Source organism: Streptomyces roseicoloratus (assembly GCF_004117935.1).
GTDB lineage: Bacteria > Actinomycetota > Actinomycetes > Streptomycetales > Streptomycetaceae > Streptomyces > Streptomyces roseicoloratus.
The window spans coordinates 155,649-181,343 of record NZ_SDOY01000170.1 but is presented as its reverse complement, the minus strand read 5'-3'; the positions used below and the strand labels follow the sequence as shown (position 1 = coordinate 181,343).

Here is a 25,695-nt window from a genome sequence, read left to right as displayed (position 1 = left end):
CCGCCGTCCCGCCGTCCCGCCGTCCACCGTACGTACGGAAGGAAACCCCGTGGCACTGCACAAAGGTCCCCACGAGCAGGAGTCCGCGCCCGCCCGGCGCCTCGCCTTCAACCCCTTCTACGGCGAGGCCAACCCGGTCGGCGGCATGACCGAGGCGCCGCCGCGGCACCGCCTGCCGGACGGGCCGCTGCCGCCGATGAGCGCCTACCAGATCGTCCACGACGAGCTGATGCTCGACGGCAACTCCCGCCTCAACCTGGCCACCTTCGTCACCACCTGGATGGAGCCGCAGGCCGGGGTGCTCATGGCCGAGTGCCGCGACAAGAACATGATCGACAAGGACGAGTACCCGCGCACCGCCGAACTCGAACGCCGCTGCGTCGCCATGCTCGCCGACCTCTGGCACGCCCCCGACCCCACCGCCGCCGTCGGCTGCTCCACCACCGGCTCCAGCGAGGCCTGCATGCTCGCCGGCATGGCCCTCAAGCGCCGCTGGGCCGCGCGCAACGCCGACCGCTACCCCGGCGCCCGCCCCAACCTGGTGATGGGCGTCAACGTGCAGGTCTGCTGGGAGAAGTTCTGCAACTTCTGGGAGGTCGAGGCCCGCCTCGTCCCCATGCAGGGCGACCGCTTCCACCTCGACGCGGCCTCCGCCGCCGCGCTCTGCGACGAGAACACCATCGGCGTCGTCGCCGTCCTCGGCTCCACCTTCGACGGCTCCTACGAGCCCGTCGCCGACATCTGCGCCGCCCTCGACGACCTGCAGGAACGCACCAGCCTCGACATCCCCGTCCACGTGGACGGCGCCTCCGGCGCGATGATCGCCCCGTTCCTCGACGAGGACCTGGAGTGGGACTTCCGGCTCCCCCGCGTCTCCTCGATCAACACCTCGGGCCACAAGTACGGCCTCGTCTACCCGGGCGTCGGCTGGGCACTGTGGCGCTCGCCCGCCGAACTGCCCGAGGAGCTCGTCTTCCGGGTGAACTACCTCGGCGGCGACATGCCCACCTTCGCCCTCAACTTCTCCCGGCCCGGCGCCCAGGTCGTCGCCCAGTACTACACGTTCCTCCGGCTGGGCCGGGAGGGCTACCGGACCGTCCAGCAGACCAGCCGGGACGTCGCGCGCGGCCTCGCCGAACGCATCGAGGCCATGGGCGACTTCCGCCTGCTCACCCGGGGCGACCAGCTGCCCGTCTTCGCCTTCACCACCGCGCCCGACGTCACCGCCTTCGACGTCTTCGACGTCTCGCGCCGACTGCGCGAACGCGGCTGGCTCGTCCCCGCCTACACCTTCCCCGCCGACCGGGAGGACCTGTCGGTGCTGCGCGTGGTCTGCCGCAACGGCTTCTCCGCCGACCTGGCCGACCTCCTCATCGAGGACCTGAACCTGCTGCTCCCCGAACTCCGCCGCCAGCCCGGCCCGTTCACCCACGACAAGGCGGCGGCGACCTCCTTCCACCACTGACCCCCTTCCACCACTGCCCTCGTTCCACCACGGGGACGGCGCCGGGGAGGCGGCGCCGCGGAGGCGGGCCGGCAGAGGGCCGCACCCACCCGGCGCCTCCGTACGGCGCCGAGGGGTCAGCCGGCGTCGCCGACCGGGTCCACGCAGGCGAGCCGGAACTCCGACCAGCGCACCCCGTCCCGCGTCGACCGGAACAGACAGCGGTCGTCCTCCCGCAGCAGCCCGATCCCCGTGCGCCGCACCCAGGCGGTGCCGTGGGCGGAGGAGCGGAAGGTACGGCCGCCGTCCGTGCTCTCGTACGCCCGGAGGTCGCCCGGCACCCACACCCGGCCGCCCGGGCCCGGCACCGGCAGGCCCGACAGGCTGCGCGGCTCCCGCGCGGGGCCGGTGGTCCACGTCCGGGTCCAGGTGCGGCCGCCGTCGAGCGAGCGGTGCAGGGCCCGCAAGGGGTTCCTCACCGGCTCGCCGCCGCCCGGTTCGGCCGGGTCGCCCGGCTCGGCCGCGTAGACCGCGTCCGGGCCGACCACGACCGTCACGTGCCGCGCGGCGTTCCGGCCGCCGGGGCTCGGCAGCGGACCGGCGGTCCAGCTCCGGCCCGCGTCCCGGGACACGGCGACCGCGACCCGCCCCGAGGCCGGGTCGACGCCGGACACCCACCAGGAGCCGTCGGGCTCCGCCACGGGCGCCGGTGCCGGGTGCGCGCCGAGCTCCGGCGCCCCGGCCAGTGCCCGGCGCCGCCCGTCCTCCGGCGAGATCACCACCAGCCGCTCACGGGCGCACGCGTCGGGCCCGGCGCCCTCGGGCGCCGCGCACGCGGTGGTCAGGACCCCGCCGTCGGGAATCGCCGGCGTCCTGCCGGCCGTCCGCCGGTCGACCGCGCGCCAGGTCCGGCCGCCGTCCCGGGTGAACCAGGTCCGCTCCGGCTCGTCCCCGCCTCCGTCCTCGATGAGCGCCCGCCCGGAACCGAGGACCGTGAGCCCCGCCGTGACGCCGCGCGTCGCCGGTATCTCGGGCAGCGGGGTCGACCGCGGCATCCAGGACCGCGCGCCCCGGTCCAGCACGGCGACCTGCTGACGGCAGAAGCCGTTCGCCGGCCGGGCCTCGTCCGTCACGCACTGCACCAGCAGCACGAACCCGCTGCCGTCGGCGGCGAAGCCCACGCCGTGCGCCCAGCCGGGCAGCCCCGGCGCGGACGGTATCCGCGCCGGAGCCCCGAACGGGCCGTCCCCGGCCGGCGACGTGGACGGGGGCCGCTTCGGCGGCGGAGTCCGCGGGGCCGGCGAGTCCGTGCAGGCGGCGAGCAGCGGCGGAAGGAGCAGGGCGGCGCAGGCCGCCAAGGAGGCCGTTCGGGTACTCCGCATCGCAACTCCCCCTGCCTTGCGCCTGCTTCCGCGCGCCACCGCTCCGGTCCCGGGGCCGGGGCCTGGGCCTGTCACGGGGCCTTTCTCGGAGCTTGTCTCGGTCCCGGGTCCGGTCCCGGTCCCGGTCCCGGTCCCGGCTTCATGGTGGACCTGCGGCGGCGCAGGAGGCCATGCCCTTGCCGGCACCCGGTCGCGGGTGACGGCGTGTACGGATCACGAGCCCTGGCTCGTCCGCGCGTCGTCCGGGCGCGGGCCCGTCGCGTACGGGTTCTCCCGGCCCTCCGTGAGCACGCCCACGAAGGGCTCGCCCTCGCCCGCGAACACGTACGCCCCGCCCTCGATCCGCTCGATCAGACCCAGCGTCCACTCCCGGCCGGCGTCGGCCGAGTGCACCCAGAAGTGCATGATCTCGCCGATGTGGCCGAGCTGCCCCGGCCCGCCCTCCGGCGTGTAGTACTCGGTGACCGACGCCCGCCACTCGTCCAGGCCGCGTACCCGGGCCCGCAGCAGCTCCACGGCCTCCGCCCGCGGCAGGTCCACCATGAAGCCGAGGGCCGAGGACAGCACGTCCGTCTGCTGGTCGTACGTGGAGAGCGCCTCGCGCAGCAGCCGGAGGTACTCTTCGCGGCCCGCCTCCGTGATCTCGTACTCGACCCGCGGCGGACCGCCCGCCGTGCTCGGCGCGATCTCGTCCGCGGCCAGCAGTCCCTGCTTCGCCATCTGCTTGAGCGCGTGGTAGATCGAGCCGGGCTTGGCGTTGGACCACTCGTGCGCGCCCCAGTACTCCAGGTCGTTGCGCACCTGATAGCCGTGGGCGCGGCCGTGCATCTTGACGGCGCCCAGGACCAGAAGACGGATCGCTGACATGCCCCGAGTCTAGTGAGGCACTCGTCAAACTTGACCAGGCTCGACCCGGGGCACGGCGGGGTGCGGCAGGCACGGCTTTCCGACTAGGCCTGTGCGCGCTGCTCCAGCGCGATCAGCTCGAAGGAGCCCTTGCCGTCGAGCGACTCGCGGATGATGTCCGCGTGGCCCGCGTGCCGGCCCATCTCCTGGACGAGGTGCAGCAGCATCCAGCGCACCGACACGCGGCCGTCCTTCGGGAACCAGGGCGCCGGCGGCAGCGGGAAGGTGTCGTCCAGGCTGGGCACGTTCCGGACGAACTCCTCCGTCTCCTTCGCGACGCCCTGCCAGAAGGCCACGATCTCCGGGACGGACTCCCCGTCCAGGAGCCGGAAGGCCTCGGACCAGGTCTCCTGGGTCCGCTGCCGCTCGTTCGGCTGCTGCTGGGCCAGCCGCAGCCAGTTGAGCTCGACCTCGGCGACGTGCTTGACCAGGCCGGAGAGACTGAGCTCACTGGCGCTCGGGCGGCTCGCCGCCTGCTCCTCGGTGAGTCCGAAGGACGCCCGGACGACCGCGGCGCGCTGGGCCTCGATGAAGTTGAGGAACGCTCCGCGCTCGTCGCCGGGGTTCTCCGCGGGAACAAGAGCAACCATGACTGCCGCCTTCCGTAGCGTGCGTGCCCGCGCATCCGCGCGGGCACGGTGAGCATGTGCGTGTGCACGTGCGTCCCTTGTCAGGGACGGGCTTCCTTCTCGACCCGGATCACGCTACGGCCCCTTGCGGACAACCACGGTCCGCAATGCCGAGGCGATGCCGGGCGACGGCGGGCCGGCGGCGGGCCGACACCGGGGCGACGGCGGGCCGGCGGCTGGGCAACAGCCGGCCGGCGGCCGGCCGACACCGGGAGGACGGCGGAAGGCCCGCCCCGGCTCTAGAACGGGAAGCGGCTGCGGCCGTGCTGGATCGAGATCCACTTCCGCGTCGTGAACGCCTCGATCATCGCCTCGCCGTTCAGCCGGCCGATGCCCGAGTGCTTCTCGCCGCCGAACGGCACGATCGGCTCGTCGTGCACGGTGCCGTCGTTGATGTGGATCATGCCGGTGTGGATGCGCTTGGCGATCCTGACGCCCCGCTCGGTGTCTCCGGTGTGGACGGCGCCGCTCAGGCCGTACGGGGTGTCGTTGGCGATCCGTACGGCCTCGTCCTCGCCGTCGAACGGCACGATGAGGGCGACCGGGCCGAAGATCTCCTGGGAGAGGACCGGGGCGTCGGCCGCGATGCCGGTCAGGACGGTCGGGGAGACCAGGCTGCCCTCGACCGGGCCGCGCAGCAGGGCGGTCGCGCCGCCCGCCACCGTCTGCTCGACGACCGCCGAGACGGCCTCCGCCTGCTGGGAGTTGATGAGCGGGCCGATGTGGGTGGCCGGGTCGGCCGGGTCGCCGACCCGCAGCGTCTTCACCTTGGCGACGAACTTCTCGGTGAACTCCGCCTCCAGGGTGCGGTCCACCAGGATCCGGTTGGCGGCCATGCAGACCTGCCCCTGGTGCACGAAACGGCTGAAGACGGCGGCGTCCACCGCGTAGTCGACGTCGGCGTCGTCGAGGACGATCAGGGCGCTGTTGCCGCCGAGTTCGAGCACGGCGTGCTTGAAGTTCTGGGCACAGACGGTGGCGACGTGACGGCCGGTCCGGTCGGAGCCGGTGAAGGAGATCACCTTGGGGACCGGGTGGGTGAGGAGCGTGTCGCCGATCTCGGCGATGTCGGTGACGACGACGTTGAGCAGGCCGGCCGGGAGCCCGGCGTCCTCCAGGACCTTGGCGACCAGGGTGCCGCCGCAGACCGGGGTGTTCTGGTGGGGCTTGAGCACGACGGCGTTGCCGAGGGCGAGCGCCGGGGCCACCGACTTGATCGAGAGGAGGAAGGGGAAGTTGAACGGCGAGATGACGCCGACGACGCCGACCGGGACGCGGTAGACGCGGTTCTCCTTGCCGTCCACCGGCGAGGGCAGGATGCTGCCCTCGGGGCGCAGCGCCAGCTGGATCGCCTCGCGCAGGAACTCCTTGGCCAGGTGCAGCTCGAAGGCCGCCTTGAGGCGGGTGCCGCCGAGCTCGGCGACGATCGCCTCGGCGATCTCCTCCTCGCGCTCCTCGACGATCCGCAGCGCGCGCTCGAACACGAGCCGGCGGGTGTACGGGTTGGTCTCGGCCCAGGCCGCCTGGGCGCGCTCGGCGGCCCGGTAGGCGCGGTCCACCTCGGCGGCGGTGGCGACCGTGATGGCCGCCAGCTTCTCCCCGGTGTACGGGTTGAAGTCGATGATGTCCCACGAGCCGCTGCCGGGCTTCCACTCGCCGTCGATGTACTGGTGCGCCAGTTCGGTGAAGTAGTCCGAGGACGGCGAAGCCGAGGACGACGATGACGAGGAAGCCATGAACGAGACCCCTTACCCGCGGTGGCGGACGTCGGCACGGACGGCTGCCGCGTCACAGCCGTCACACTGATGTCCCGTCATCGTACTGACGTATCAGGAGAGTTGAAGGAGACCTCGGAGAAGATCACGGCTTTCCGCGGGATCGGGGCTGTCCTGCTGGAGCCTTTCCATCACCCGGACGTACTGCGCGACCTCCTCGCGCTTGTCGAGGTAGAGGGCGCCGGTCAGCTGCTCCAGGTACACGACGTCGGAGAGGTCGTCGTCGGGGAAGCTGAGCATCGAGAAGGCACCGCTCTCGCCGGCGTGGCCGCCGAAGCTGAACGGCATCACCTGGAGCGTGACGTTGGGGTGCTCGGACACCTCGATGAGATGCCTCAACTGGCCCCGCATGACGGCCCGGTCTCCGTACGGGCGGCGCAGCGCGGCCTCGTCGAGGACGGCGTGGAGATGCGGGGCGTTCTCCGAGACGAGGACCTTCTGGCGTTCCAGGCGGAGCGCGACGCGCCGCTCGATCTCGGCGTGCGAGGCGCCGGGCATGCCCCGGGTGACGACGGCGTGGGCGTAGGCCTCGGTCTGCAACAGGCCGTGGACGAACTGCACTTCGTAGATGCGGATGAGCGAGGCGGCGCCTTCCAGACCGATGTACGTCTGGAACCAGCCCGGCAGCACGTCGCCGTAACTGTGCCACCAGCCCGCGACGTTGGCCTCCCGGACCAGACGGAGCAGGGCACCGCGTTCGGCCTCGTCGTGCACGCCGTAGAGCGTCAGCAGGTCCTCGACGTCCCTGGCCTTGAAGCTCACCCTTCCCAACTCCATACGGCTGATCTTGGATTCGGACGCACGGATCGAATAGCCGGCGGCTTCCCGGGTGATGCCACGCGATTCGCGCAGTCGCCTCAACTGGGAGCCCAGCAGGATGCGGCGCACCACGCTCCCGCTCGCCCCGCTCGATTCGCCTGCCGTCACGGCTCCAGCCTCCCCTTCACGGTGCTGCTCTCACTGCTGGCCCCCGCCGAGCCCCGGATTCTGCCACCAAACGCTTCAGCGCGTACACATCCGATTACGGATAGAGGGCTGGTTCCGGCAACCTTCCACACGACCGGTGGACGACTTATGCACAGAATCGGGTCGCGGGCGGACAGGTCCGGCGCGTGCACGTGCATCTGCCCTTGCATCCCTCCGTTGCATTCGGAACCATGGTGCTCGCACAGCCGCGTACACACGCGTCTGCCGCGCCGTTGTCGCACCGCCTTTGTCGCACCACCGCCGCGATTCCCGGGAGTGCCTCGCATGGGACCGAATGGATCGACCATGCTCGAGCCGTTACGGCAGGGGCTTCCGCCGATCGACCCCGCGTCGGTGTCCAGCTCGGCCTCCTGCGCCCTCCCGCCCCGCTACGAAGCGGTGCGCGGCGCACGGAAGTTCACCAGTCAGACACTGGACAGCTGGGACCTCGCGGACCGCTTCGACGACGTCGCGCTCGTCGTCTCCGAACTCGTGACGAACGCCCTGCGGCACGCCGTGCCGGCGGGCGCGGATCCGGCCACGGCGACGGAGCACGAGGAAGGCCTGAATCCGCCCGTCCGCCTGCACCTCATGCGCTGGGCGTCGCGCCTGGTGTGCGCCGTGCGCGACCCCAGCCGGGAGAGCCCGGAGGTCCGCAAGGACGACGAGGACTTCGCCGCCGAGTCGGGCCGGGGCCTGTTCCTGGTGGAGTCGTTCAGCGACGGCTGGGGCTGGCACCCGCTCGCGGGCAGGCTCCAGGGCAAGGTGGTGTGGGCGCTGTTCCGGCTGGGTCCGGAGTAGCACGCGGTGCCGCGGTGACGCGCCGGCCGGTGATGCGGCGATGCGGTGATGCGCCGCCTGGTGACGCGGTGATGCGGTGATGCGGTGAGACAGGAGAAGGGCCCCGGTGGCGACGGCCGCCGGGGCCCTTCCGTTCGCGATCGCGGTTCACACCAGGTGGTCGAACTCCCCGTCCTTGATCCCCAGGAGCATGGCCTCGATCTCGGCGGGCGTGTAGACGAGCGCGGGCCCGTCGGGGTGGCGCGAGTTGCGCACGGCGACGTTCCCTCCCGGCAGCTTGGCGAACTCCACGCAGGCGCCCTGGGAGTTGCTGTGCCGGCTCTTCTGCCACACGACACCACGAAGCTCCGTGGCCGCCATGCCGTTGTACGCGTGATGCGCGTGATGCACTGGTAGCTCCCCGAGATGATTGGTGCAGGTGTCAACTTCCTCGGATCATAGCTGTGTTCACATGCGCCTGCATGAGCAGATGCACGTGCACGAGGGGTGGCGTAGCGGCTACGCGACTCAGCGTCTACTCGCGGGTAGGGGCCGGAGGGAACGCTCCCACCGTCGCCCTGCCGCGACCCTCCCCTGAACTCTGACGGTCGGTGAGGGGTCATCGGTTGCCACGGATGCCGGGGAGTTCGGCGATCCGTCCGCCCGCACGGTCGTAGAGGTTCAGGTCCGCGGTCCCCCGATCGGGGGATCCGGCGCCCGGGGCGGCCGGCGTGTACACGTACCAGACGCCCCAGCCGGGGCGGCCCGGAAGCTCCAGGAGCTCCGCGGGGACCGTCCGGCCGTCCTCCTCGCGCAGCTCCACCCGGCCCACGGAACGCGTGCCGTAGTACAGCCCCGAGTGGAAGGTGCCCGTGCCGTCGCCCTCGCTCTGGTACGAGATGCCCGGCACGGCGGTGTCGATGTTGCCGTCCGTCACGCTGCGGGAGTTCTCGTAACCGTCCGCGCCGGTCCAGTGCTTGCCCTCGGCGGTCAGCCACACCGTCCAGCCCCGTCCCGCGTCCACCCGCTGCCCCGGCCGCACCACCCGGACCTCGGTCACCGGAGGGGCGCCGGCCCGGCCGGTCACCGCGGTGGCGGGTGTGGCGGGCGTGGCCGGGAGCGACGTGGACGGTCCGGGCGGCGCGGGCGCGGCCCGGTCGTCCGTACGGGGCGCCGACAGCGACAGCTCCGCCACCGTCGCCGCCCCGGACACCGACAGCACGGCCAGGGCCGCGAGGGTCACGGCCCGCCGGCGCCGGTGCGCCCGGCCCCGCCGGCGTACGGCCGCGAGTGGCAGCGGGTTCGGCGTGATGTCGTGCGCGGCCTCGGCGAAGACGGCCCGGAGGCGGCCGTCGACGTCGGAGACGGCGGCGGAGCTCGGTTCGCTGGTGGGTTCGGAGTCTGATGCGGGGGTCATCGTCGGGCTCCGGCGGAGGTCGGGGAGTGCGAGGAAGTCGGGGAGGTCGGGGAGGTGGGGGAGGTGGGAGAAGTCGGGGAGGTCGAGGAAGTCGGAGAAGTCGGGAGGTGCCGGGAAGTCGGGAGGTGCCGGGAAGTCGGGAGGTGCCGGGAGGTCGGGAGGTGCCGGGAGGTCGGGAGGTGCCGGGAGGTCGGGAGGTTCGGGGAGGTCGGAGGGTTCGGGGAGGTCGGGGGCGCCGGGGAGGTCGTGGGCGCCGGGGAAGGCGCCGCGGTCGCGGCGGCGGCGGCGGTCTTCCGTCCGGTGGGACGGGACGGGTCCGGCGACGGCGCGGAATCGGGCAGGGCGAGGCCCGGATGGGAGCGCAGGGCGATGAGGCCGCGCCGGGCGTGCGTCTTGACCGTACCGATCGAGCAGTCCAGCACCGCGGCGATCTCCGTCTCGCTCAGGTCCTCCCAGTACCGCAGCACCATCACGGCGCGCTGCCGGGCGGGCAGGTCGGCGAGGGCCGCGAGGAGCGCGGTGCGCTGCTCCACCGCCTCCGCGTGGCACGCGGAGGCGTGCCGTAACGACTCCGGGAGCACCGGTGTCAGGAGATGGACCACGCGCTTGCGGCGCAGTCGGCTGAGGTTGTTGTTGATCAGCGCGCGGCGCACGTACAGGTCGATCTCCCCGCGCGGCACGCGGTGCCAGCGGCCGTACACCTTGGCCAGGGTCGTCTGCACCAGGTCCTCGGCCTCGTGGAAGTCGCCGGTGAGGAGCTGGGCCGTGCGCACCAGACGCGGCCAGGCGCCGACGGCGAACGCGGCGAATCCGTCGTCCTCGCCGGCGGACTCCTGCGCCCCGGCGGACTCGGAGGGCTCGTACGACGACACGGTGACCGACCTCGGGCTCACGGAGGGGGAGGTGCAGGGCCCGCCCCGTGCCGGGCCCTGCAAAGGAACACGCACGACGGGGATTAGGCGTTCCAGCCCGGAAGCCCGGCCAGCAGCCTCCCCTTCCGGTCGTAGAGCGCGACGGCGGCGCCGCCGTCGTTCTCCGGCCCGGTGTGCGCGTACCAGACGCCCCAGCCGGGACGGCCGGGCAGTTCGAGCAGGACCGCCGTGGTCTTCGTGCCGTCGGTGCCGGTCAGGACGACCTTCCCGGCCTTCTTCGTGCCGTAGTAGAGGCCGGAGTGGAACACGCCGGCCCCGGCGGAGCCCTCCGACTGGTGGCTGACGCCCGGGCGGGACGGGTCGACGTTGCCGTCGACGACGCTGCGGAAGTTCTCGTAACCGTCCGGGCCCGTCCAGTACTTGCCCTCCTCGGTCAGCCACACGGTGAAGCCGCCGCCGGCGTCCACGCGCTCGCCGGAGGCGACGACGCGGGCGGAGGGCCGGGGCGCGGAGGGGGACGGGGCGACCGCGGAGGAGTCGGTGGGCGCGGATGCGGCGGAGGCGGACGAGGGTGCGGCGGAGGCGGACGAGGGTGCGGCGGCGGGTGCCGCGAGGGTCGCGGGCGCGGCCGCGAGTACGGCCACGACGGCGGCTGCGGCGGTCGCGGCGGGCAGGTACTTCTTCATGCGCGTGCTCCTGGCGTTCGGTGAGCGGTCCTCACTCCTCTCAACTCCGCCCGGGCGGCGGCCGGATGACACGCGGCACGGAGAAGTCTCAGCGCTCGATCCCGCCCTTCGGGCGGGGGCCGAGGCCCGCGCGGTTCGCCGCGGTGGTGCCGTGGTCCCAGCCCGCCTCGTCCCAGGCGGCGCGGACGCGGGTGGTGCGGGTCTCCGGGAAGAGTTCGTCGGTGCGGGCCGTGACCGCCACCTCGCGGGAGGCGAGCGCCGGGAGCAGGGTCGGCGTCTCGGCGGCGACGCGCCGGGTGGTCGCCGCGAGCCGGGCCCCGAGGCGGTTCGCGTAGGCGAGCAGGAAGGACTGCCGGAAGGACTTGGTGCGGTTGCGGCCGGCCGCCCGCTGCTCGGCCTCCGCGCGGGTCATCGCGGCCGTGCCCTGCACGAGCAGCGAGGTGTAGAGGAGTTCGACCGGGTCGAGGTCCGCCTCGAAGCCGACGACCGTGGAGAAGCCGTAGGCGTCGTTCCACACCGCCCGGCAGTGGTTCGCGGTCGCCACCGCGTCCAGCAGGATCGCCTTCGCCTGCTCGTACGGCGGATCCACGCCGATCCGGATCGCGCCAGGCGTCTCCGGCGCCGGGGCTCCCGAGGCGAGGCTCGCCTCGTCGAGGCTGTGCCGGGCCATCAGCTCCTGCGCCTTCGCGGTCAGGGCCTCGGCCTCCTCCGCGTACGTCGTCGCCTCGGCCTTCGCGAGCAGCGCCCTGATCCTGGTGAGCAGTTTCGGCTCGCCGGCGGTGGCCGGCGGCAGCGCCTCGCCGGGTACGGCGCCGACGGCGTCGAGGCGCGGCAGCCGTACGAGCAGCCGGTACAGCTCCAGGACGGCGGTCGCGTACGTGAAGCGGTCGGGCGCCGTCCACCCCTCGGTGTCCAGCGCGTCGAGCTGCGCCTGCCAGCGGTGCGGGAGGCGTTCGTACCGCGCGGTCTCCGACCGGACGAGCGAGGTCAGCAACCGTACGTGCTCGTCGGCGAGTTCGCGCCGGGCCATGCGGACGAGGTCGGCGGGCTGCCAGCCCCGGGCCCACAGGGTGCGGACGAACTCCTCGCCGCTACGGGTGAGTTCGGCGTCGGCGGAGGGGTCCGCGGCGAGGCGGGAGGCAGCGGCATCGAGGCGGTGGTCGGCGGCGTCGAGGCGGTGGACGGCGGCGGCCGGACGGGGCCTGCGACGCCCTGACCTACCGGCCTTGCCGGCCTTGCTGCTCTTACCCTGCCTGCCGCTGCCGGGTTCCGGGCGGGTGGCGCCGGCGTCGTCGTACAGCGCCTTCAGCGCCTCCGCGACCGTGCCCGCCGGGTCGGTGGCGCTCATGCCGGGTGCCTCGCGTCCCACTCCTCGCGGGAGCGGGTGATGGCGGCGCGGTGGTCGAGGGACCAGTCGACCAGCTGCTTGATCAGGTGCGTCATGCTGTGCCCGGTCGCGGTGAGCGAGTACTCGACCTGCGGCGGCGTGGTCGGGAACACCTCACGCCTGACGAGCCCGTCGCGCTCCAGGCGGCGCAGCGTGAAGGTCAGCATGCGCTGCGACACGCCGTCGACGAGCCGCTGGAGCTCCTTGAACCGCCGTGGCCCCGCCGCCAGTTCGACGACCACGTGGACCGTCCAGCGGTCACCGAGGCGGTCCTGGACGTCCCGTACGCCGCATTCCTCGGCGCAGCTGACGATCGGCTCCGCCGGGGTGGCGGCGGTTACACCGGTGTGACCCTCCGACATCAATGTGCCTCCTTCCAAGATCGCGCCCGTGTCGACACGATGGTCCCAGGCACCTTGCCCGCACTTGCCGGCACCCGCTCGTGGGCGCCGGCTCGTGGGCGCCGCTCGTGGGCGCCCGACGCCGTCCATTCTCGTTCCTCAGGGGGAAACCATGCTGCTCGTCACCGGAGTCTCCGGCGCTCTCGGCTCGCTCGTCGCGGAGCGGGTCGCCGGACGCGACGACGTCGTCCTCGGCACCCGGGCCGGCCTGCCGGGCACCCGGCACGTCGACTTCGACGACCCGTCGACGCTGCCCGGGGCCTTCGCCGGCATCGACACGCTGCTGCTGATCTCGGCCGGCTACGGGGAGGACGACGTGGTCGTCGCCCGCCACGAGGCGGCGATATCCGCCGCCGAGGCGGCCGGCGTGCGCCACGTCGTCTACACCAGCCTCTCCGGCGACGGCGACCACGTCACGTACGCGCTGGCGCACCGCTGGACCGAGCGGCGGCTCCGGCGGTCCTCGCTGGACTGGACGATCCTGCGCAACGGCCTCTACGCCGAGCTCCTGACCTGGATCGCCGCTCCCGACGCCGACAACCGGATCACCGGCCCGCTCGGCGAGGGCGCGCTCGCCGTCGTCGCCCGCGCCGACCTCGCCGACGTCGCCGTCTCCGTCGCCACGGACCCGGCGCCGCACGCGGGCCGCGTGTACGAGCTGGTCGGCGACCGCGCGCTGAGCGGCGCCGAACTGGCGGAGGCGCTGGGCACCACGTACGAGCCGGTGACGCTCGCGGAGGCCCGTGCCGCCGTCGCGGCGTCGGGAGCGGAGCCCTTCCAGGTGCCGATGCTGGCGAGCACGTATTCGGCGATCGCGTTCGGCTTCATGGACGGCAGCGGCGTGAAGAGCGACCTGCGCGCCCTGCTCGGGCGCGAGCCGCAGGACGCGCTGGAGGTGTTCGTGGCGGCGGTGCGGGCGTCTTAGGGCGGGCGCCTTGGGGCGGGCGTCTTGGGGTCGGCGCCTTGGGGCCAGCGCCTTGGGGCCGGCGCCTTGGGGCAGGCGCCTTGGGGCCAGCGCCTTGGGGCAGGCGTCTTAGGTCGTCTCCTCTCGTCTCGTCTCGTCTCGTCTCCTCTCGTCTCCTCTGGATCTTGCCGGGCTCGGGTACGGGCCCGTGGTCTCCGGCGGCGCCGACTCGCGGGGCGCCGCTCGACCGTCCACAGCCTGTGGACACCGGACCGCCGCCCGAGGGGCGGAGGCCGGGGCCGTGGGAGCGCCGCGTCTCCCGCGTGGCGGTCGGGGCGCGCAGGGGTGAGGCTGGGAAGTCGGGACGGGACGGGGACTGGGGTCGGAGCCGGGTCCCCGTCCCGTCCCGTCCTGTCCCGCCTGCCGTCTTCGCGCCGCGTCTCCTGCCCCTCTCTCCGCTCCCCCTCTGCTGCCCCGCGACCGTGTCCCCCTCTCCTGTCCCCGGCCGCGGCGCACGGTCCGGAGGACCGTCGGTGGCGGGAGATACCGCGATGAGGGAGGCATGGGCGATCTACGCGCGGGCCGCGGCAGCGGGCCACGCCGTCGTCAAGGCGGGCTGGTTCCGAGCTCGGGCACTCTCGGACGGGCACCCCTGGGCGGGGCGGCCCTTGGCCGAGCGTTCCTGGGTCGGGCGCTCACGCCGCGTTCCACGTGTCCGTCGCGCAGCCCGTCTCCCAGTGCCACCAGCCGTCCTCCGTGCCCGTACGAGGAGCGCCTTGATCTCCGCCATCGGAGCGTCGGCCGGCACCGTCAGGGCCACCAGGGGCAGCGTCGCGCCGAAGGACTCGCCGCCGAGGCCGAAGCGGGCGAACCACTCGTGCACCGCGCGGGCGTCCGGACCGGACGGGCCGTGGCGGACGGGCAGGACGCGGATGGTGACGTTGCCGGAGGCCTCCGCACGGCCCGTGGCCCAGTGCGTGCCCTCGGCGTCCGTCGTGTACCGCACGACGTCGCCCTCGGCGACGCCGTCCTGGAGGAAGGGCACGTTCACCACCCGGGCGGTGTCCGCGCCCACCGGGACGGCCCACAGCCCCTCGGTGTCCTGCGAAAGCCGGCCCATGTGAGGGACGGAGCGGAACCAGATCTTGATGCGGCCGGAGCTGCCGGCCTCGGCGTCGACGCTGACGTCGGAGTCCGAGTCGAAGTCGGAGTCCGAGTCGAAGTCGAAGTCGAAGTCGGAGTCGGAGTTGGAGTCGGAGTCGAAGTGCGCGCTGACGTCGGTGTCGGTGTCGGTGTTGACGTCGGAGTCGGCAGGACGTCGGAGTCGGCGTCGGTACCGGCCACCGCACCGGCACGGGTCGGTGTGTCGCTCACTCCGCGAGGTTGGCCCTCGTCCCGGCGCACCACCTCTGGACAGCGTCCGACGGCACCCGCCGTCGCCCCACGGAGCCCGCCCGGAGACCCCCGTACTCCGGGCGCGGCGCCGTGCGAGGACGCGGGTCCGCCCGCTCGGCCCCGCGCGTCACGGGACCAGGATCAGCTTCCCCCGCACGTGGCCCGCCTCGCTCAGTTCCTGGGCACGGGCGGCCTCCTTCAGGGGCAGCACCTCCGCGATGTCCAGGCGCAGCCGGCCCTCGGCGGCCAGGCCGGCCAGTCCGGCGAGCCGGCGGCGGGCGAGGGGGGCCTCCACGGCGACGCCCGAGAAGACGATGCCGTGGTCGGCCGCGTCCGGGGCGGCGATCGTGACGATCCTGGACTTCTCCCCGCCGAGCAGTTCGATCGAGAGCGGCAGGGTGTCACGGCCCGCCGCGTCGAAGACCGCGTCGACGCCCTGCGGGGCCGCCGCGCGGACCCGGTCGCCGAGCCCCTCCCCGTACGTCACCGGGTGCACGCCGAGCTCGCGCAGGAAGCCGTGGTTGCGCTCCGACGCCGTACCCACCACCGTCACGCCGGCCGCGACGGCCAGCTGCGCGGCGAGCGCGCCCACGGCACCCGCGGCACCGTGCAGGAGCAGGGTCTCGCCCTCGCGGACGCCCAGCAGGTCGAGCACCCGGTGCGCGGCCTCGCCCGCGACGACCAGGCTCGCGGCGTGCTCCCAGGAGAGGGCGGCGGGCTTGGCGACGACGGCGGAGGCGTCGGAGAGGGCGTACTGGGCGTAGGCTCCGGTCTTCGTCCAGCCGAACACCTCGTCGCCGACGGCGAGTTCGGTGACGCCCTCGCCGAGCGCCTCGACCGTTCCCGCGAACTCCATGCCCGGGACGGCAGGGAAGGTCGTCGGATAGAAGTCCTCGAGCCAGCCGTTACGGCGCTTCCAGTCCACCGGGTTGACGCCGGCCACCGCCACCTTCACCCGCACCTCGCCCGGGCCGGGCTCCGGCGCCTCGACACCGGCCTCGTGACGCAGCACCTCGACGCCGCCGAACTCCTCGTACACAACTGCTTCCATGATTCCGCTCCCCCTGGGATGACGTAACTGGTGCTCCGCTCGGTGACCAGTGCCCCGATCCGTGACCGGTGCTCCGATCCGTGACCGGTGCTCCGCTCGGTGACCAGTGCTCGGGTCGGTGACCGGTGCTCCGCTCGGTGACCCGTGCTCGGGTCGGTGACCAGTGCCCCGATCCGTGACCAGTGCTCCGATCCGTGACCGACGCTCGGGTCGGTAATCGGTGCTCCTGTCGGTGATCAGCGCTCCGATCGGTCACCGGCGCTCCGATCCATGACCGATGCTCAAGTCGGCGACCGGTACTCCGATCCGTGACCAGTGCTCCGATTTCGTGACCGGCCGTTCCGGTCGATCACCAGCCTGCAGCCGGCGCCCCCCTCGCCCCGCCCGCAGAACGGCCAGTCGTACCCGGCCGAAAGGACAGGCGCCCGGGCGCCCGCGTCCGTACGCTCGACGACCATGGAACTCACCGCGACCGGCGCCCTGTTGGCCGCCCACGACATCATCCGGCAGCCGCTGGGCGCGATCCTCCCGCGCCTGTCCGAGGTACTCGACGAGCTGATCCCGCACCGGGTCGCCGTCGAGCTGTCCACGCACTGCGCCCACTCGCCCTTCAAGCGGACCGACGTCGACGCGCCCGTGCTGCCGATCACCTCCGCCGAGCTGGCCCCGCTGCTCGCCGAGGGCGTGCCCGGGCGGCCCTGGCAGGGCCGGGCCGTCGTCGGCGGGGCGGCGCGTGAGGTGGTCGCGGTACGCAGTGACGCCACCGCCCGCGGCTCGGTCCTCGTCCTCGTACGGGAGGACGACGCCGTACCGGCGGACGCGCCGGAGCTGGGCATCGCGCAGCTCCTGTGGGACCTGGTCACCAGCCATTTCGACCGGTTCGCGCGCGAGGCGCTGCCGGGCGCGCTCGCGCGTTCGCGGGCCGCGGCCGACACCCGGGCGCGGGTCACGGCCGAGCTGGGCACCGCGCACGCGGCGGCCCTCTCCGGGCTGCTCGGCGTGCTGCGCAGCCGTTCCCTGGACGACTCCGCCGCGCGGGCGACGGCGACCGAGCTCGCGGTGTCGGCGCTGATCGAACTGCGGGCCGCGTCGGACCGGGACAGGACGATCGCCGAGGAACCGGCCTTCGAGGCCTTCAACCGGCTCTCGGACGTCCTGCGCCCGATGCTGCGGCACAGTCCCGTACGGCTCGAACTCGGCCCGCCGGAAGGTCCGGACGCCACCCGCGGCCTGCCCGGGGACGTGGCGCACGGCACCCGGGCGATCGTCCGGGAGCTGCTCCTGGTGGTGCTGGAGCAGAAGTCGGTCAGCCGGGTGCACGTCGGCTGGCGGCTGACCGAGCACGAGCTGCGCGCCACGGTGCGCGACGACGGCCCGGGCCGGCTCGACGCCTGCCCGATGGGCGCCGGCAGCGTCCCCGACCGCCTGGAGGTGCTGGGCGGCCGCATGGAGATGGACGCGGTGCCGGGCTGGGGGACGACGATGACGGCTGTCGTCCCGCTCGCCACGCCGGAGGCTCCGGTCGGCGCGCTCGACCCGCTGAGCGGGCTCGGGGAGCGCGAGGTGGAGGTCCTGACGCACCTGGCGCTCGGCCACCGCAACCGGCAGATCGCGCAGGAGCTGCACATCAGCGAGTCCACGGTGAAGTTCCACGTCGCCAACATCCTGAACAAGCTGGGCGTCGGGTCACGGGGCGAGGCGGCGGCACTGTTCCACAAGGCGGCGTAGGCGGACCGCACGCGGCCCGGGCGGACGCACGCGGCCGTGGACGTTCCCGCCCCGGACGGGACGTACCCGGCCGTGGACGTACACGGTTCGGGCGGACGTTCCCGCCCCGGACGGACGCACCCGGCCCGCACGGACGCACCCGGCCCGGACGGACGCACCGGCCCGGGCGGACGCATGCGCAGCCGTGGACGAACGCGCAGCCGTGGACGCACCCGGCTCGGGCAGCCGCCGAAAGGCGGACACAATCGGCCAATCGCCCGATTGTCAGTGGCGGGTGCCAGACTCGCACCCGTGAACGAATGCCGTGGCCGGTGGGCGCTCGCGCCCGAGCCGGGCGGGGACGGGGCGCTGCTCGTCGCGCTCGGTCCCGACGGGCTGCCCGCCGGCGAGGTGCTGCGCGAGCCGGACCTGGTGGCGGCGGTCCGCTCGCGTCCGGACGTCGAGCGCTGGGTGTGGCGGTCGACCGCCGAGGTGTACCCGCGGCTGCTCGCCGCCGGCGTGCGCGTCGAGCGGTGCTACGACGTGGAGGACGCCGAGCAGCTCCTCCTCGGCCACGAGGGCCGGCTCGGCGAGCCCCGGTCCGCCGCGGCCGCCTGGGCCCGGATGCGGAACGCGCCGGTGCCGCCCGACCCGCCGCTCCGGGCGGCGGAGCCGACCGCGCAGGATTCCCTCTTCGAACCGGCGGCGACCACGACCGCCGCCGCGCCGCCCTTCGACGCCCTGCTCCGGGTGTACGCGGAGCAGCAGCGCCGGCACGAGCGGGCCGAGCACCCGGGCCGGATGCGGCTGCTCACCGCGGCCGAGTCGGCGGGCATGCTGGTCGCTGCCGAGATGCACCGGGCCGGGCTGCCCTGGCGGGCGGACGTCCACCGCGAGCTGCTGCGGGAACTCCTCGGCGAGCGGTACGCGGGCGGCGGCGAGCCGCGCCGGCTCGCGGAGCTGGCCGACGAGGTGTCGGCGGCGTTCGGCCGCCGGGTGCGCCCCGACCTGCCCGCCGACGTGCTGAAGGCCTTCGCGCAGGCCGGGATCCGGGTGCGGTCGACCCGCCGCTGGGAGCTGGAGGATATCGACCACCCGGCGGTCGCGCCGCTCGTCGAGTACAAGAGGCTGTACCGGATCTGGACCGCGCACGGCTGGTCCTGGCTGGCCGACTGGGTGCGCGACGGCCGCTTCCGCCCGGAGTACCTGCCGGGCGGAACGGTCAGCGGCCGCTGGACCACCAACGGCGGCGGGGCGCTGCAGATCCCGAAGGTCATCCGGAAGGCCGTGGTCGCCGACGAGGGCTGGCGCCTCGTCGTGGCCGACGCCGACCAGATGGAGCCGCGGGTGCTCGCCGCGATCTCCCGCGATCCGGGTCTGATGGAGGTTGCCGGGCACCCCGACGACCTCTACACCCGCCTGTCCGACCGGGCCTTCTCCGGCGACCGCGCCCACGCCAAGCTGGCGCTGCTCGGCGCGATCTACGGGCAGACCAGCGGCGACGGCCTGAAGAACCTGGCCGCCCTGCGCCGCCGCTTCCCGCGCGCGGTGGCGTACGTGGACGAGGCGGCGAAGGCCGGTGAGGAGGGCCGGCTGGTCCGCACCTGGCTCGGCCGGACCAGCCCGCGCGCGGCGGGCGCGGACGAGGACGGCGAGGCGGGCATCCCGCAGGACGGCCCGCCCGGGGCGGGAGGCCCGGGAGACGCCGGAGGCCCGGGAGGACCGCAGGGCTCCGAGGGTTACGTCCCCGGGTACGCGTCGAGCGACGCCCGCGCCCGCGGCCGGTTCACCCGCAACTTCGTCGTCCAGGGCAGCGCCGCCGACTGGGCCCTGCTGATGCTGGCGGCACTGCGACGGGCCACCGCCGGGATGCGGGCCGAGCTGGTGTTCTTCCAGCACGACGAGGTGATCGTGCACTGCCCGGCGGAGGAGGCCGGGGCGGTGACGGAGGCGATCGGGGCGGCGGCCGACGAGGCGGGCAGGATCGCCTTCGGGGACACGCCGGTACGGTTCCCGTTCACGACGGCGACGGTGGAGCGGTACGCCGACGCGAAGTAGAGGCGCGGAGGCGGGGCACGGCCCGGGGCCGAGGCCCGGAGGCGCTCCGCGCGGGCGCGGTCCACGGCACGGGCCGAGGTGCGGTGCGGTGCGCGGTCCGGCGCATGGTCCGAGGGGTGCGCGCGGCCCGAGGCGCGGGCCCGAGGCACCGTGCCCGTCCGAGGCACGGCCCGAGGCTCGAGCGGTGCGGTGCGGTGCGAGGCCGCGGCCCGCGTCTCGCGGGCGCGAGCGGTGCGGTCCGGGCCTCCCCGCGGTCCGGGCCTCCCCGGGGTCCGGGCCTCCCCCGGGGTACGAACCCCGTACCTGGTGCTCGTCGCGTGGTGCGCCTCGCGCTACCGCGTCGCCCGCTCCCGCCACTTCGGGCTGAGCGCGATCGTCTTCAGCTCCTCCGTCGTCAGCGCCGGCTCGGCGCGGGTGGCGCTCTCGTGCTGGGCACCGGAGTTGAAGGCGGAGACGACGACCCGGAAGCCGTCCTGGCTCATGGTGTCGGCGCTCCACCAGACGACGCCCGCGCCGCCCTTCTCGCCCGGGCGCTTCTCCAGCTTCACGACGGTGCCGTCGGGCAGGGTGGTGACCTCACCGCTGCCGAAGAGATCGTCGCGGACCCGGTTCATGTCCGGCTGGACGTTGATGCCGATGAGGCTCTTGCCCGTGCCGTCGTCGACGACGACGTAGCCGCCCGTGGAGTCGCCGCTCTTCTCGACGACCTTCAGGCCCTTGCCGGAGGGCAGCAGCGAGCGCAGGGTCTCCCCGACGTCGGGGCCGTGCTGCGGCGCCGACGTGCCGTGCGAGGCGCCCGGCCTGGTCTTGACGGGCTCGAGCACCGGGATCTGCCGCAGCAGCGGACGCCAGCCCTCGGCCGTGACCAGGGCCTTCAGCTGCGCCGGGTCGAACGGCGGGTCCTCGCGGGTGATCGCGGAGCCCTTCTCGCTCGGCGCGTTGTACTCGCTCGCATCGACGAGGAAGCCGTCCTTGGTGAGCAGCACCGCCCGCCAGTTCTTGGTCTCCTCGCGCTTGTCCGGGTACTCGTAGCCCTGGAGGACCATGAGCCGGTCGCCGCCCGGCAGCCGCTCGCTGGTGCAGGCGTCGTACGGGACGGCCGTCCTGTCCGGGCAGGTGACCTGGCCGATGCCGGACTCCCGCGTGGTGCCGGCGCGGTAGAGGCCGACGGAGACGGCCGCCTTGCCCTTGCCGTCGTCGTAGACGCCGAGCACGCTCTGGCCGACGCCGCCGAGGCCGTCGATCTGCCACGCGCCGGCCGGTGTGGCGGCCTTGAGGACGGCGGCGAGGTCGGCGACCGGGATCTCCGCCATGCCCGTGTCCTGCGGCCGGGCCGTCGGCGCGGGTCCGGCGACCGAGGCCTGCTCGGTGGCGCCTGGCGCGCCGAGCACCGAGCCGCCGTACACGCCGCCCACGCCGATCCCGGCGAGCGCGAGCGCGCCGCCGACGGTGGCGACGCGGCGGCGCAGCAGCCGGCGGCGGCCTCGGACGAGGCCTCCGTCGACGAGCTCGCGGCGGTCGTCGACGGAGAAGCCCTCGCCGGTGCGGCGCAGGACCGCGCCCAGTTCCTCCTCGAACCATCCGTTCGTCTGGTCGTGCTCTCCGTGCTGAGACATGGCGGGATCACCGTTCCGGGTCAGGGGGACAGAGAAGTGTGGGGTGTGGGGTGTGGGGTGCGGAGTGTGGGGTGCGGGGTGCGGGATGCAGCGGACCTTCGGACCAACGGGTGGCGGACCAGCGGGCCTTCGGACCAGCGGGCCGCGGATCACCCGGCCGCCTGTTCAGCGGGCCGCGAACTCGTTGATGCTGCCGCCGAGCCGCTTCCGCAGGGCGGCCAGCGCCCGCGTGCTCCGGGTGCGCACGGCCGCGGAGCTGGTGTTCATCACGTCCGCGGTCTCCTCGATGCTGCGGTCCTCCCAGTACCGCAGCACCACCACCGCCCGGTCCTTGGGCGCGAGCCCGGCCAGGGCGTCGAGGAGGGCGATGCGCAGGGCCGGGTCCTCGCCGGTGTCGGGGGCGTGGTCGGGCAGCTCGCCGAGGGGGCGCTCGGTGGCCGAGCGGCGTCTCCGGTGGCTGAGGAAGGTCCGTACGAGCACGGACTGGGCGTAGCCGGCCGGGTTGCCGACCCGGGCCATGCGGCCCCACACCGCGTACATCCGCCCCAGCGTCTCCTGCACCAGGTCCTCGGCGAGATGGGTGTCGCCGCTGGTCAACAGGCACGCCGAGCGGAACAGATGCCCCGATCTCGCCGAGGCGAACTCCAGGAACTCGTCCGCGCGGGACGTTCTCATGTCCCTCCCCTCCGTCGCTGTCACGAGTCCGTCTTGCTGGGTACACCTCCATGACGCGACGCCCCCGGGGAAATGTTTCACCCTCCCTTCCACGGACAGCCGGGCCCGCCCTTCCGCGGACAGCCGGGCCCGCGAAGCGAAACGGGAGAGGACAGGAACAATTCGGGCGAAACGGGGTAATGCTTGAGTATGAACACTTACCTCGTGGAGTCTGCCCAGGTCACCACGGCGGCCGGTGTGTGGCAGTCCGGGCTCGCCCAGGTGCTCGGCGGTCTGATCGTGGTGGCCGTCCTCATCGGCGCCTTCGTTCTCGGCATACGGGTCAAGAACAAGGAGCTCCCTCCTCCGGAGCCGGAGGAGCAGCCGCACCGTCCCGAGACCGAGCGGCCGCCCGGTGAGGTGTCCGAGTACCGCCGGCCGGCCGAGATGCCGCAGACCGACGGCGAGCACCGGCTCATGCCGTACCAGCTGAAGGACGGCGGCACGTCCGGGACCGAGACCTCGCCCGACCCGCCCAGCGAGGAGAAGCGCAAGTGGGGCGGCATCTCCAGCGGCGGCTTCGGCAGCGGCGGGCCGGGGCACGGCGACTGAGCGCCCCGTGAGCACACCCGCCCCCGTGGACAGCCACCGCGCCGAGACGGATCCCGCGCAGGACCGCGCGGGATCCGGTACGCCCGGTCGCGCGGCCGGCGGCGCGCCCATGCGGGCCGTCGCGCTGCGCCTGCTCGGCTCCGCCGAGATCGCGGACGAGGTCCTGCGGACGGCGGCCGATCCGGGACGGCTGAGCGATGTCGCCGCCCTCTGCCTGGACCGGCTGCGCTCGCGCGAGTCCCGGCGCCCTGCCGTGCGCGACCCCCTGGACGCCTCGGTGCCTCCGGCCGCCGACGTCCTGGACGTCCTGACGCCCTCCGAGCGCATCGCCTTCGTCCTGCACGAGGACTTCGGCGTCCCGTACGACGACATCGCCCCGGTCGTCGAGCGGACGCCCGCGGCCGTACGGCAACTGGCGGCGCGGGCGCGGCGCCGCGTGGAGGGCACGGAGGAGATGCCCGCGCCCGACCCGGAGCGCCAGCGGCAGGCGGTGACGGCGTTCCTGGCCGCCGCCCGCGCCGACGACGCCGAGGCACTCGTCGCGCTCCTCGACCCGGACGCGGTGCTGCGGGCCGACTCCGAGGCCGTACGGAACGGGGCGACACCCGCACACGGCGCGCGGGCCGTCGCGCACCGCGTCGCCGGGCGGTTGCGGGAGGCCAGGCCCGCGCTGGTGGACGGCGCGACGGGACTGCTGTGGGCCGCCACGGACGGGACACCGAAGGCGGTGCTCCGGTTCACCGTCCTGGAGGACCGCGTCACGGCCGTCGACGCCCTGGCGGACCCGCAGCACCTCGATCGCCTGCGACTGGGACCGCCGGACCCGCCGTGAGGGCACGCGCCCGAGGCCGGTCGGCCCGCGTGTCCCGCGCGGGCCGACCGGCCTCGTGGCGGACCCGCGGAACCTCGGCCTACGGGGGCGGCTCGGGCCGTTCCGTCCAGGCGCAGGCGACCGGTACGGGCTGCCGCTCGCGAGGGGCGCGCCAGCGGACCGGCCGCCCCGTGCCGGCGCGGTGCCAGATACCGGCGCACTGCCCGGGGCTCACCCGAACGGCCCAGGGCCGCGCGGCGAAGCCGGCGCCGACGGCCTTCACGCAGGCCTCCTGGGCGGTGAAGATCCAGGCGAACTCCCGCCGGCGCCGCTCCTCGGCCATGGCGGTCAGCGCGTCGGCGTCCTCGGGCGCGCAGCAGAACCGCAGCAGCCGGTCGCCGACGGCGGCCGGGACCTGCACGTCGACGCCGACGTCACGGCCGCGGCCGACGGCCGCCGCGACCCAGCCGGAGGAGTGCGAGAGGCTCACGCCCAGACCGGGCCGGCCGGGCAGGTAGGGCCGCCCGCCGGGGCGTGCGGCGACCGGCCCGCCGTACGGGCCCTCCCCTGAGCACCCGCCCCACGGACAGTCCCCTGAGCACCCGCCGTACGGGCCCTCCGAGCCGCCACCGACCTCATCGGCGGGACCGTCGGCGGGACCGGCGGCGCGGGCTCCGTCGACGAAGGCTCCGGCGGCGCGGGCTCCTTCGGCGGCGCGGGCTCCGTCCACCTCGCGCAGCAGAGCTCTCAGCAGTGTGCGCGAGGCCGTGTGCTCCACCGCCCGCCAGGGCGGCAGTCCCGCGGCCGCCGCCCGGTCCGCCGCGGCGACGGGCAGGGCGGCCAGGACCTCCTCGCTCCGGGCGGCCGCGTAGTACACGCCGTCGGCCGCCGCGCGCGGCCGCCAGAACCGCCGCTCAGGCGCGGTCCGGGACACGGCGCAGCGTGCGGATCGGGCGGGCGGCGAGCAGGGCGACGGAGGTGAGGAAGCCGACCACGACGCCCACGACGAGCACCGTGTCCGTGCCGAACGCGCCGACGGCGGGGCCGGCCAGGGCGCTGCCGATCGGGTACATGCCGACGGAGCCCGCGACCTCGTAGGCGTGGACGCGGTTGAGGACCTCGCCCGGCACCTGTGTCTGCACGCTGGTCGCCCACATGACGCCCCAGACGCCGATGCCGACGCCGACCAGGACCTGCGCGGCGACGAGCAGCCAGACCGGCCAGCCGAGCACGATGCCGAGCGGGTAGACGGGGTACGCCATCATCGCCACGGCCCCGGCGGCGAGCGGCCGCTGCGGCTTGTAGCGGATCGCGAGGAGTCCGCCGGCCACGGTGCCGGCGCCCAGCGCCGCGTTGATCAGGCCGAAGGCGCTCGCGCCGTGCTCGGGCACGATGACGCCGGCCGCCACCGACAGCTGCGGGCCCCAGGAGAGCACCGCGTAGAACATCCAGATCAGGATGACGCCCCACAGCCAGCTCCGGGAGCGGAACTCCTGCCAGCCGACCGCCAGGTTGCGCCACAGGCTCTGGCCGGCCGGCGGGGCGGGCACCTTGCCGAGCCGGAGCACGAACAGGCAGATCGCGCTGGTGCCGTAGCAGACGGCGGAGATCACCATCACCCAGCCGGTGGAGCCGAACCCGACCATGGCGCCGGCGAGCGCCGGGCCGCCGAGGCCGGTGATCGCCTCGGAGGTGCGCAGCACGCCGTTGGCGCCCTGCACGTCACGGGAGACCAGCGGGACGGTCGAGGAGGCGCCCGGCTGGAACAGGGCGTTGGCGGTGCCGGCCACCACGAGGAGCGCGTACAGCTGCCAGAGGTGGTCGATGCCGTGGATGAACAGCAGGGCGAGCAGGATGTGGGCGGCGAGGTTGGCCAGGTCGGCGACGATCATCATCCGGCGGGCGGTGAACCGGTCGGCGAGCACGCCGCCGAACAGCACCAGACCGGCGAACGGGGCGACCAGGAAGGCCATCGAGTAGCCGGCGGTGTCCAGCCCGTACCCGCCGCTGAGCAGACCGGCGGAGACCGCGACCGGCAGCATCGCCCAGCTGAGCAGGCCCGCGCTGCGGGCGACGAAGTAGAACCGGAAGTTGCGGGACCAGATCGCCGGCCCCGCCGGGGACGGTCCGCCGGTGGAGGGGGCTCCCGGTGGCGGCTCCGCCGTCGACGGCGCGCCGTCCTGGGCCGCCTGCGCCGGTGGGGACGCCGCCGCGGGCGGGTCCGCCAAGCGTTCTTCCATGA

Annotated in this window: 23 protein-coding genes and 1 pseudogene; 7 read left to right on the top strand and 17 right to left on the bottom strand. The window is 74.2% G+C overall.

The annotated features are described in order from the left end of the window. Positions 1-49: 49 nt before the first annotated feature. A complete protein-coding gene (gad, locus tag ESG85_RS30590) occupies positions 50-1,465 on the top strand; it encodes a glutamate decarboxylase (protein WP_128984408.1) in 1,416 nt (471 codons plus the stop codon). Between the two features lie 116 nt (positions 1,466-1,581). On the opposite strand, the gene ESG85_RS30585 is transcribed toward gad, so the two are convergent. The 5 genes from ESG85_RS30585 to ESG85_RS30565 form a co-directional block, all read right to left on the bottom strand. Beyond that, positions 1,582-2,826 (bottom strand): exo-alpha-sialidase, encoded by a 1,245-nt coding sequence (locus ESG85_RS30585; RefSeq protein WP_246095426.1) that lies wholly within the window; start codon positions 2,824-2,826, stop codon positions 1,582-1,584. Between the two features lie 213 nt (positions 2,827-3,039). Next, a complete protein-coding gene (locus ESG85_RS30580) occupies positions 3,040-3,693 on the bottom strand; it encodes a PadR family transcriptional regulator (protein ID WP_128984407.1) in 654 nt (217 codons plus the stop codon). Positions 3,694-3,776: 83 nt separating this feature from the next. Beyond that, positions 3,777-4,322 (bottom strand): DinB family protein, encoded by a 546-nt coding sequence (locus ESG85_RS30575; protein WP_128984406.1) that lies wholly within the window; start codon positions 4,320-4,322, stop codon positions 3,777-3,779. Between the two features lie 278 nt (positions 4,323-4,600). Beyond that, on the bottom strand, positions 4,601-6,097 hold the full coding sequence (locus tag ESG85_RS30570; protein ID WP_128984405.1) for an aldehyde dehydrogenase family protein: 1,497 nt from the start codon (positions 6,095-6,097) through the stop codon (positions 4,601-4,603). Positions 6,098-6,190: 93 nt separating this feature from the next. Further along, positions 6,191-7,063 (bottom strand): helix-turn-helix domain-containing protein, encoded by an 873-nt coding sequence (locus ESG85_RS30565; protein ID WP_128984404.1) that lies wholly within the window; start codon positions 7,061-7,063, stop codon positions 6,191-6,193. A gap of 324 nt (positions 7,064-7,387) precedes the next feature. Here ESG85_RS30565 and ESG85_RS30560 point away from each other — a divergent pair, with 324 nt between their 5' ends. Continuing rightward, positions 7,388-7,903, top strand: a complete 516-nt coding sequence (locus tag ESG85_RS30560; RefSeq protein ID WP_128984403.1) for an ATP-binding protein — start codon at positions 7,388-7,390, stop codon at positions 7,901-7,903. 147 nt (positions 7,904-8,050) lie between these two features. On the opposite strand, the gene ESG85_RS30555 is transcribed toward ESG85_RS30560, so the two are convergent. From ESG85_RS30555 to ESG85_RS30530, 6 genes are all read right to left on the bottom strand, one after another. Beyond that, the gene (locus ESG85_RS30555; RefSeq protein ID WP_164986359.1) at positions 8,051-8,263 is read right to left on the bottom strand and encodes a DUF397 domain-containing protein; all 213 of its coding nucleotides are present in this window, start codon (positions 8,261-8,263) and stop codon (positions 8,051-8,053) included. Positions 8,264-8,501: 238 nt separating this feature from the next. After that, entirely contained in the window at positions 8,502-9,299 is a 798-nt protein-coding gene (locus ESG85_RS30550; RefSeq protein ID WP_128984401.1) for a hypothetical protein, read from the bottom strand. Beyond that, entirely contained in the window at positions 9,296-10,192 is an 897-nt protein-coding gene (locus ESG85_RS37075; protein ID WP_425471299.1) for a SigE family RNA polymerase sigma factor, read from the bottom strand. Before ESG85_RS37075 ends, ESG85_RS30550 begins: the two co-directional genes overlap by 4 nt. A 62-nt stretch (positions 10,193-10,254) precedes the next feature. After that, complete coding sequence (locus ESG85_RS35195) at positions 10,255-10,857, bottom strand: hypothetical protein (RefSeq protein ID WP_164986356.1); 603 nt, start codon at positions 10,855-10,857, stop codon at positions 10,255-10,257. An 88-nt stretch (positions 10,858-10,945) separates the two neighbouring features. After that, positions 10,946-12,205 (bottom strand): DUF2786 domain-containing protein, encoded by a 1,260-nt coding sequence (locus ESG85_RS30535; RefSeq protein ID WP_246095424.1) that lies wholly within the window; start codon positions 12,203-12,205, stop codon positions 10,946-10,948. Next, entirely contained in the window at positions 12,202-12,606 is a 405-nt protein-coding gene (locus ESG85_RS30530) for a winged helix-turn-helix transcriptional regulator (RefSeq protein ID WP_128984400.1), read from the bottom strand. Before ESG85_RS30530 ends, ESG85_RS30535 begins: the two co-directional genes overlap by 4 nt. A 151-nt stretch (positions 12,607-12,757) precedes the next feature. Here ESG85_RS30530 and ESG85_RS30525 point away from each other — a divergent pair, with 151 nt between their 5' ends. Beyond that, on the top strand, positions 12,758-13,570 hold the full coding sequence (locus tag ESG85_RS30525) for an NAD(P)H-binding protein (RefSeq protein ID WP_128984399.1): 813 nt from the start codon (positions 12,758-12,760) through the stop codon (positions 13,568-13,570). 674 nt (positions 13,571-14,244) lie between these two features. On the opposite strand, the pseudogene ESG85_RS30520 reads toward ESG85_RS30525, so the two are convergent. Then, positions 14,245-14,699 (bottom strand): annotated as a pseudogene (locus ESG85_RS30520) (DUF4265 domain-containing protein). Positions 14,700-15,071: 372 nt separating this feature from the next. Continuing rightward, positions 15,072-15,995: an NADP-dependent oxidoreductase gene (locus ESG85_RS30510; RefSeq protein ID WP_128984398.1), complete on the bottom strand. Its 924-nt coding sequence runs from the start codon at positions 15,993-15,995 to the stop codon at positions 15,072-15,074. Between the two features lie 456 nt (positions 15,996-16,451). On the opposite strand from ESG85_RS30510, the gene ESG85_RS30505 reads away from it, so the two are divergent. Beyond that, a complete protein-coding gene (locus tag ESG85_RS30505; RefSeq protein ID WP_128984397.1) occupies positions 16,452-17,723 on the top strand; it encodes a helix-turn-helix transcriptional regulator in 1,272 nt (423 codons plus the stop codon). Between the two features lie 267 nt (positions 17,724-17,990). After that, positions 17,991-19,760 carry a bifunctional 3'-5' exonuclease/DNA polymerase gene (locus ESG85_RS30500; RefSeq protein WP_425471298.1) on the top strand — a complete coding sequence of 590 codons (1,770 nt, stop codon included), beginning with the start codon at positions 17,991-17,993 and terminating at the stop codon, positions 19,758-19,760. Between the two features lie 332 nt (positions 19,761-20,092). Here the strand turns inward: ESG85_RS30500 and ESG85_RS30495 are convergent, their stop codons facing one another. Continuing rightward, positions 20,093-21,376 (bottom strand): hypothetical protein, encoded by a 1,284-nt coding sequence (locus ESG85_RS30495; RefSeq protein WP_128984395.1) that lies wholly within the window; start codon positions 21,374-21,376, stop codon positions 20,093-20,095. Positions 21,377-21,541: 165 nt separating this feature from the next. After that, positions 21,542-22,051, bottom strand: a complete 510-nt coding sequence (locus ESG85_RS30490) for a SigE family RNA polymerase sigma factor (RefSeq protein ID WP_128984394.1) — start codon at positions 22,049-22,051, stop codon at positions 21,542-21,544. Between the two features lie 189 nt (positions 22,052-22,240). Here ESG85_RS30490 and ESG85_RS30485 point away from each other — a divergent pair, with 189 nt between their 5' ends. Further along, positions 22,241-22,642: a DUF6479 family protein gene (locus ESG85_RS30485; protein WP_128984393.1), complete on the top strand. Its 402-nt coding sequence runs from the start codon at positions 22,241-22,243 to the stop codon at positions 22,640-22,642. A 7-nt stretch (positions 22,643-22,649) separates the two neighbouring features. Next, positions 22,650-23,474 (top strand): sigma factor-like helix-turn-helix DNA-binding protein, encoded by an 825-nt coding sequence (locus ESG85_RS30480; RefSeq protein ID WP_246095418.1) that lies wholly within the window; start codon positions 22,650-22,652, stop codon positions 23,472-23,474. Between the two features lie 79 nt (positions 23,475-23,553). Here ESG85_RS30480 and ESG85_RS36720 read toward each other — a convergent pair whose 3' ends face one another. Further along, positions 23,554-24,387, bottom strand: a complete 834-nt coding sequence (locus ESG85_RS36720) for a 4'-phosphopantetheinyl transferase family protein (RefSeq protein ID WP_281288097.1) — start codon at positions 24,385-24,387, stop codon at positions 23,554-23,556. Continuing rightward, complete coding sequence (locus ESG85_RS30470) at positions 24,368-25,693, bottom strand: MFS transporter (RefSeq protein WP_128984392.1); 1,326 nt, start codon at positions 25,691-25,693, stop codon at positions 24,368-24,370. The genes ESG85_RS36720 and ESG85_RS30470 overlap by 20 nt, the downstream gene beginning before the upstream one ends. Positions 25,694-25,695: the final 2 nt, after the last annotated feature.

What these genes read in the sequence shown, in the direction of transcription:
- ESG85_RS30585 (WP_246095426.1), bottom strand. Translation starts at nt 2,826, where the DNA reads ATGCGGAGTACCCGAACGGCCTCCTTGGCGGCCTGCGCCGCCCTGCTC.
- ESG85_RS30580 (WP_128984407.1), bottom strand. Translation starts at nt 3,693, where the DNA reads ATGTCAGCGATCCGTCTTCTGGTCCTGGGCGCCGTCAAGATGCACGGC.
- ESG85_RS30575 (WP_128984406.1), bottom strand. Translation starts at nt 4,322, where the DNA reads ATGGTTGCTCTTGTTCCCGCGGAGAACCCCGGCGACGAGCGCGGAGCG.
- ESG85_RS30570 (WP_128984405.1), bottom strand. Translation starts at nt 6,097, where the DNA reads ATGGCTTCCTCGTCATCGTCGTCCTCGGCTTCGCCGTCCTCGGACTAC.
- ESG85_RS30560 (WP_128984403.1), top strand. Translation starts at nt 7,388, where the DNA reads ATGGGACCGAATGGATCGACCATGCTCGAGCCGTTACGGCAGGGGCTT.
- ESG85_RS30555 (WP_164986359.1), bottom strand. Translation starts at nt 8,263, where the DNA reads ATGGCGGCCACGGAGCTTCGTGGTGTCGTGTGGCAGAAGAGCCGGCAC.
- ESG85_RS30550 (WP_128984401.1), bottom strand. Translation starts at nt 9,299, where the DNA reads ATGACCCCCGCATCAGACTCCGAACCCACCAGCGAACCGAGCTCCGCC.
- ESG85_RS35195 (WP_164986356.1), bottom strand. Translation starts at nt 10,857, where the DNA reads ATGAAGAAGTACCTGCCCGCCGCGACCGCCGCAGCCGCCGTCGTGGCC.
- ESG85_RS30535 (WP_246095424.1), bottom strand. Translation starts at nt 12,205, where the DNA reads ATGAGCGCCACCGACCCGGCGGGCACGGTCGCGGAGGCGCTGAAGGCG.
- ESG85_RS30530 (WP_128984400.1), bottom strand. Translation starts at nt 12,606, where the DNA reads ATGTCGGAGGGTCACACCGGTGTAACCGCCGCCACCCCGGCGGAGCCG.
- ESG85_RS30525 (WP_128984399.1), top strand. Translation starts at nt 12,758, where the DNA reads ATGCTGCTCGTCACCGGAGTCTCCGGCGCTCTCGGCTCGCTCGTCGCG.
- ESG85_RS30510 (WP_128984398.1), bottom strand. Translation starts at nt 15,995, where the DNA reads ATGGAAGCAGTTGTGTACGAGGAGTTCGGCGGCGTCGAGGTGCTGCGT.
- ESG85_RS30505 (WP_128984397.1), top strand. Translation starts at nt 16,452, where the DNA reads ATGGAACTCACCGCGACCGGCGCCCTGTTGGCCGCCCACGACATCATC.
- ESG85_RS30495 (WP_128984395.1), bottom strand. Translation starts at nt 21,376, where the DNA reads ATGTCTCAGCACGGAGAGCACGACCAGACGAACGGATGGTTCGAGGAG.
- ESG85_RS30490 (WP_128984394.1), bottom strand. Translation starts at nt 22,051, where the DNA reads ATGAGAACGTCCCGCGCGGACGAGTTCCTGGAGTTCGCCTCGGCGAGA.
- ESG85_RS30485 (WP_128984393.1), top strand. Translation starts at nt 22,241, where the DNA reads ATGAACACTTACCTCGTGGAGTCTGCCCAGGTCACCACGGCGGCCGGT.
- ESG85_RS30470 (WP_128984392.1), bottom strand. Translation starts at nt 25,693, where the DNA reads ATGGAAGAACGCTTGGCGGACCCGCCCGCGGCGGCGTCCCCACCGGCG.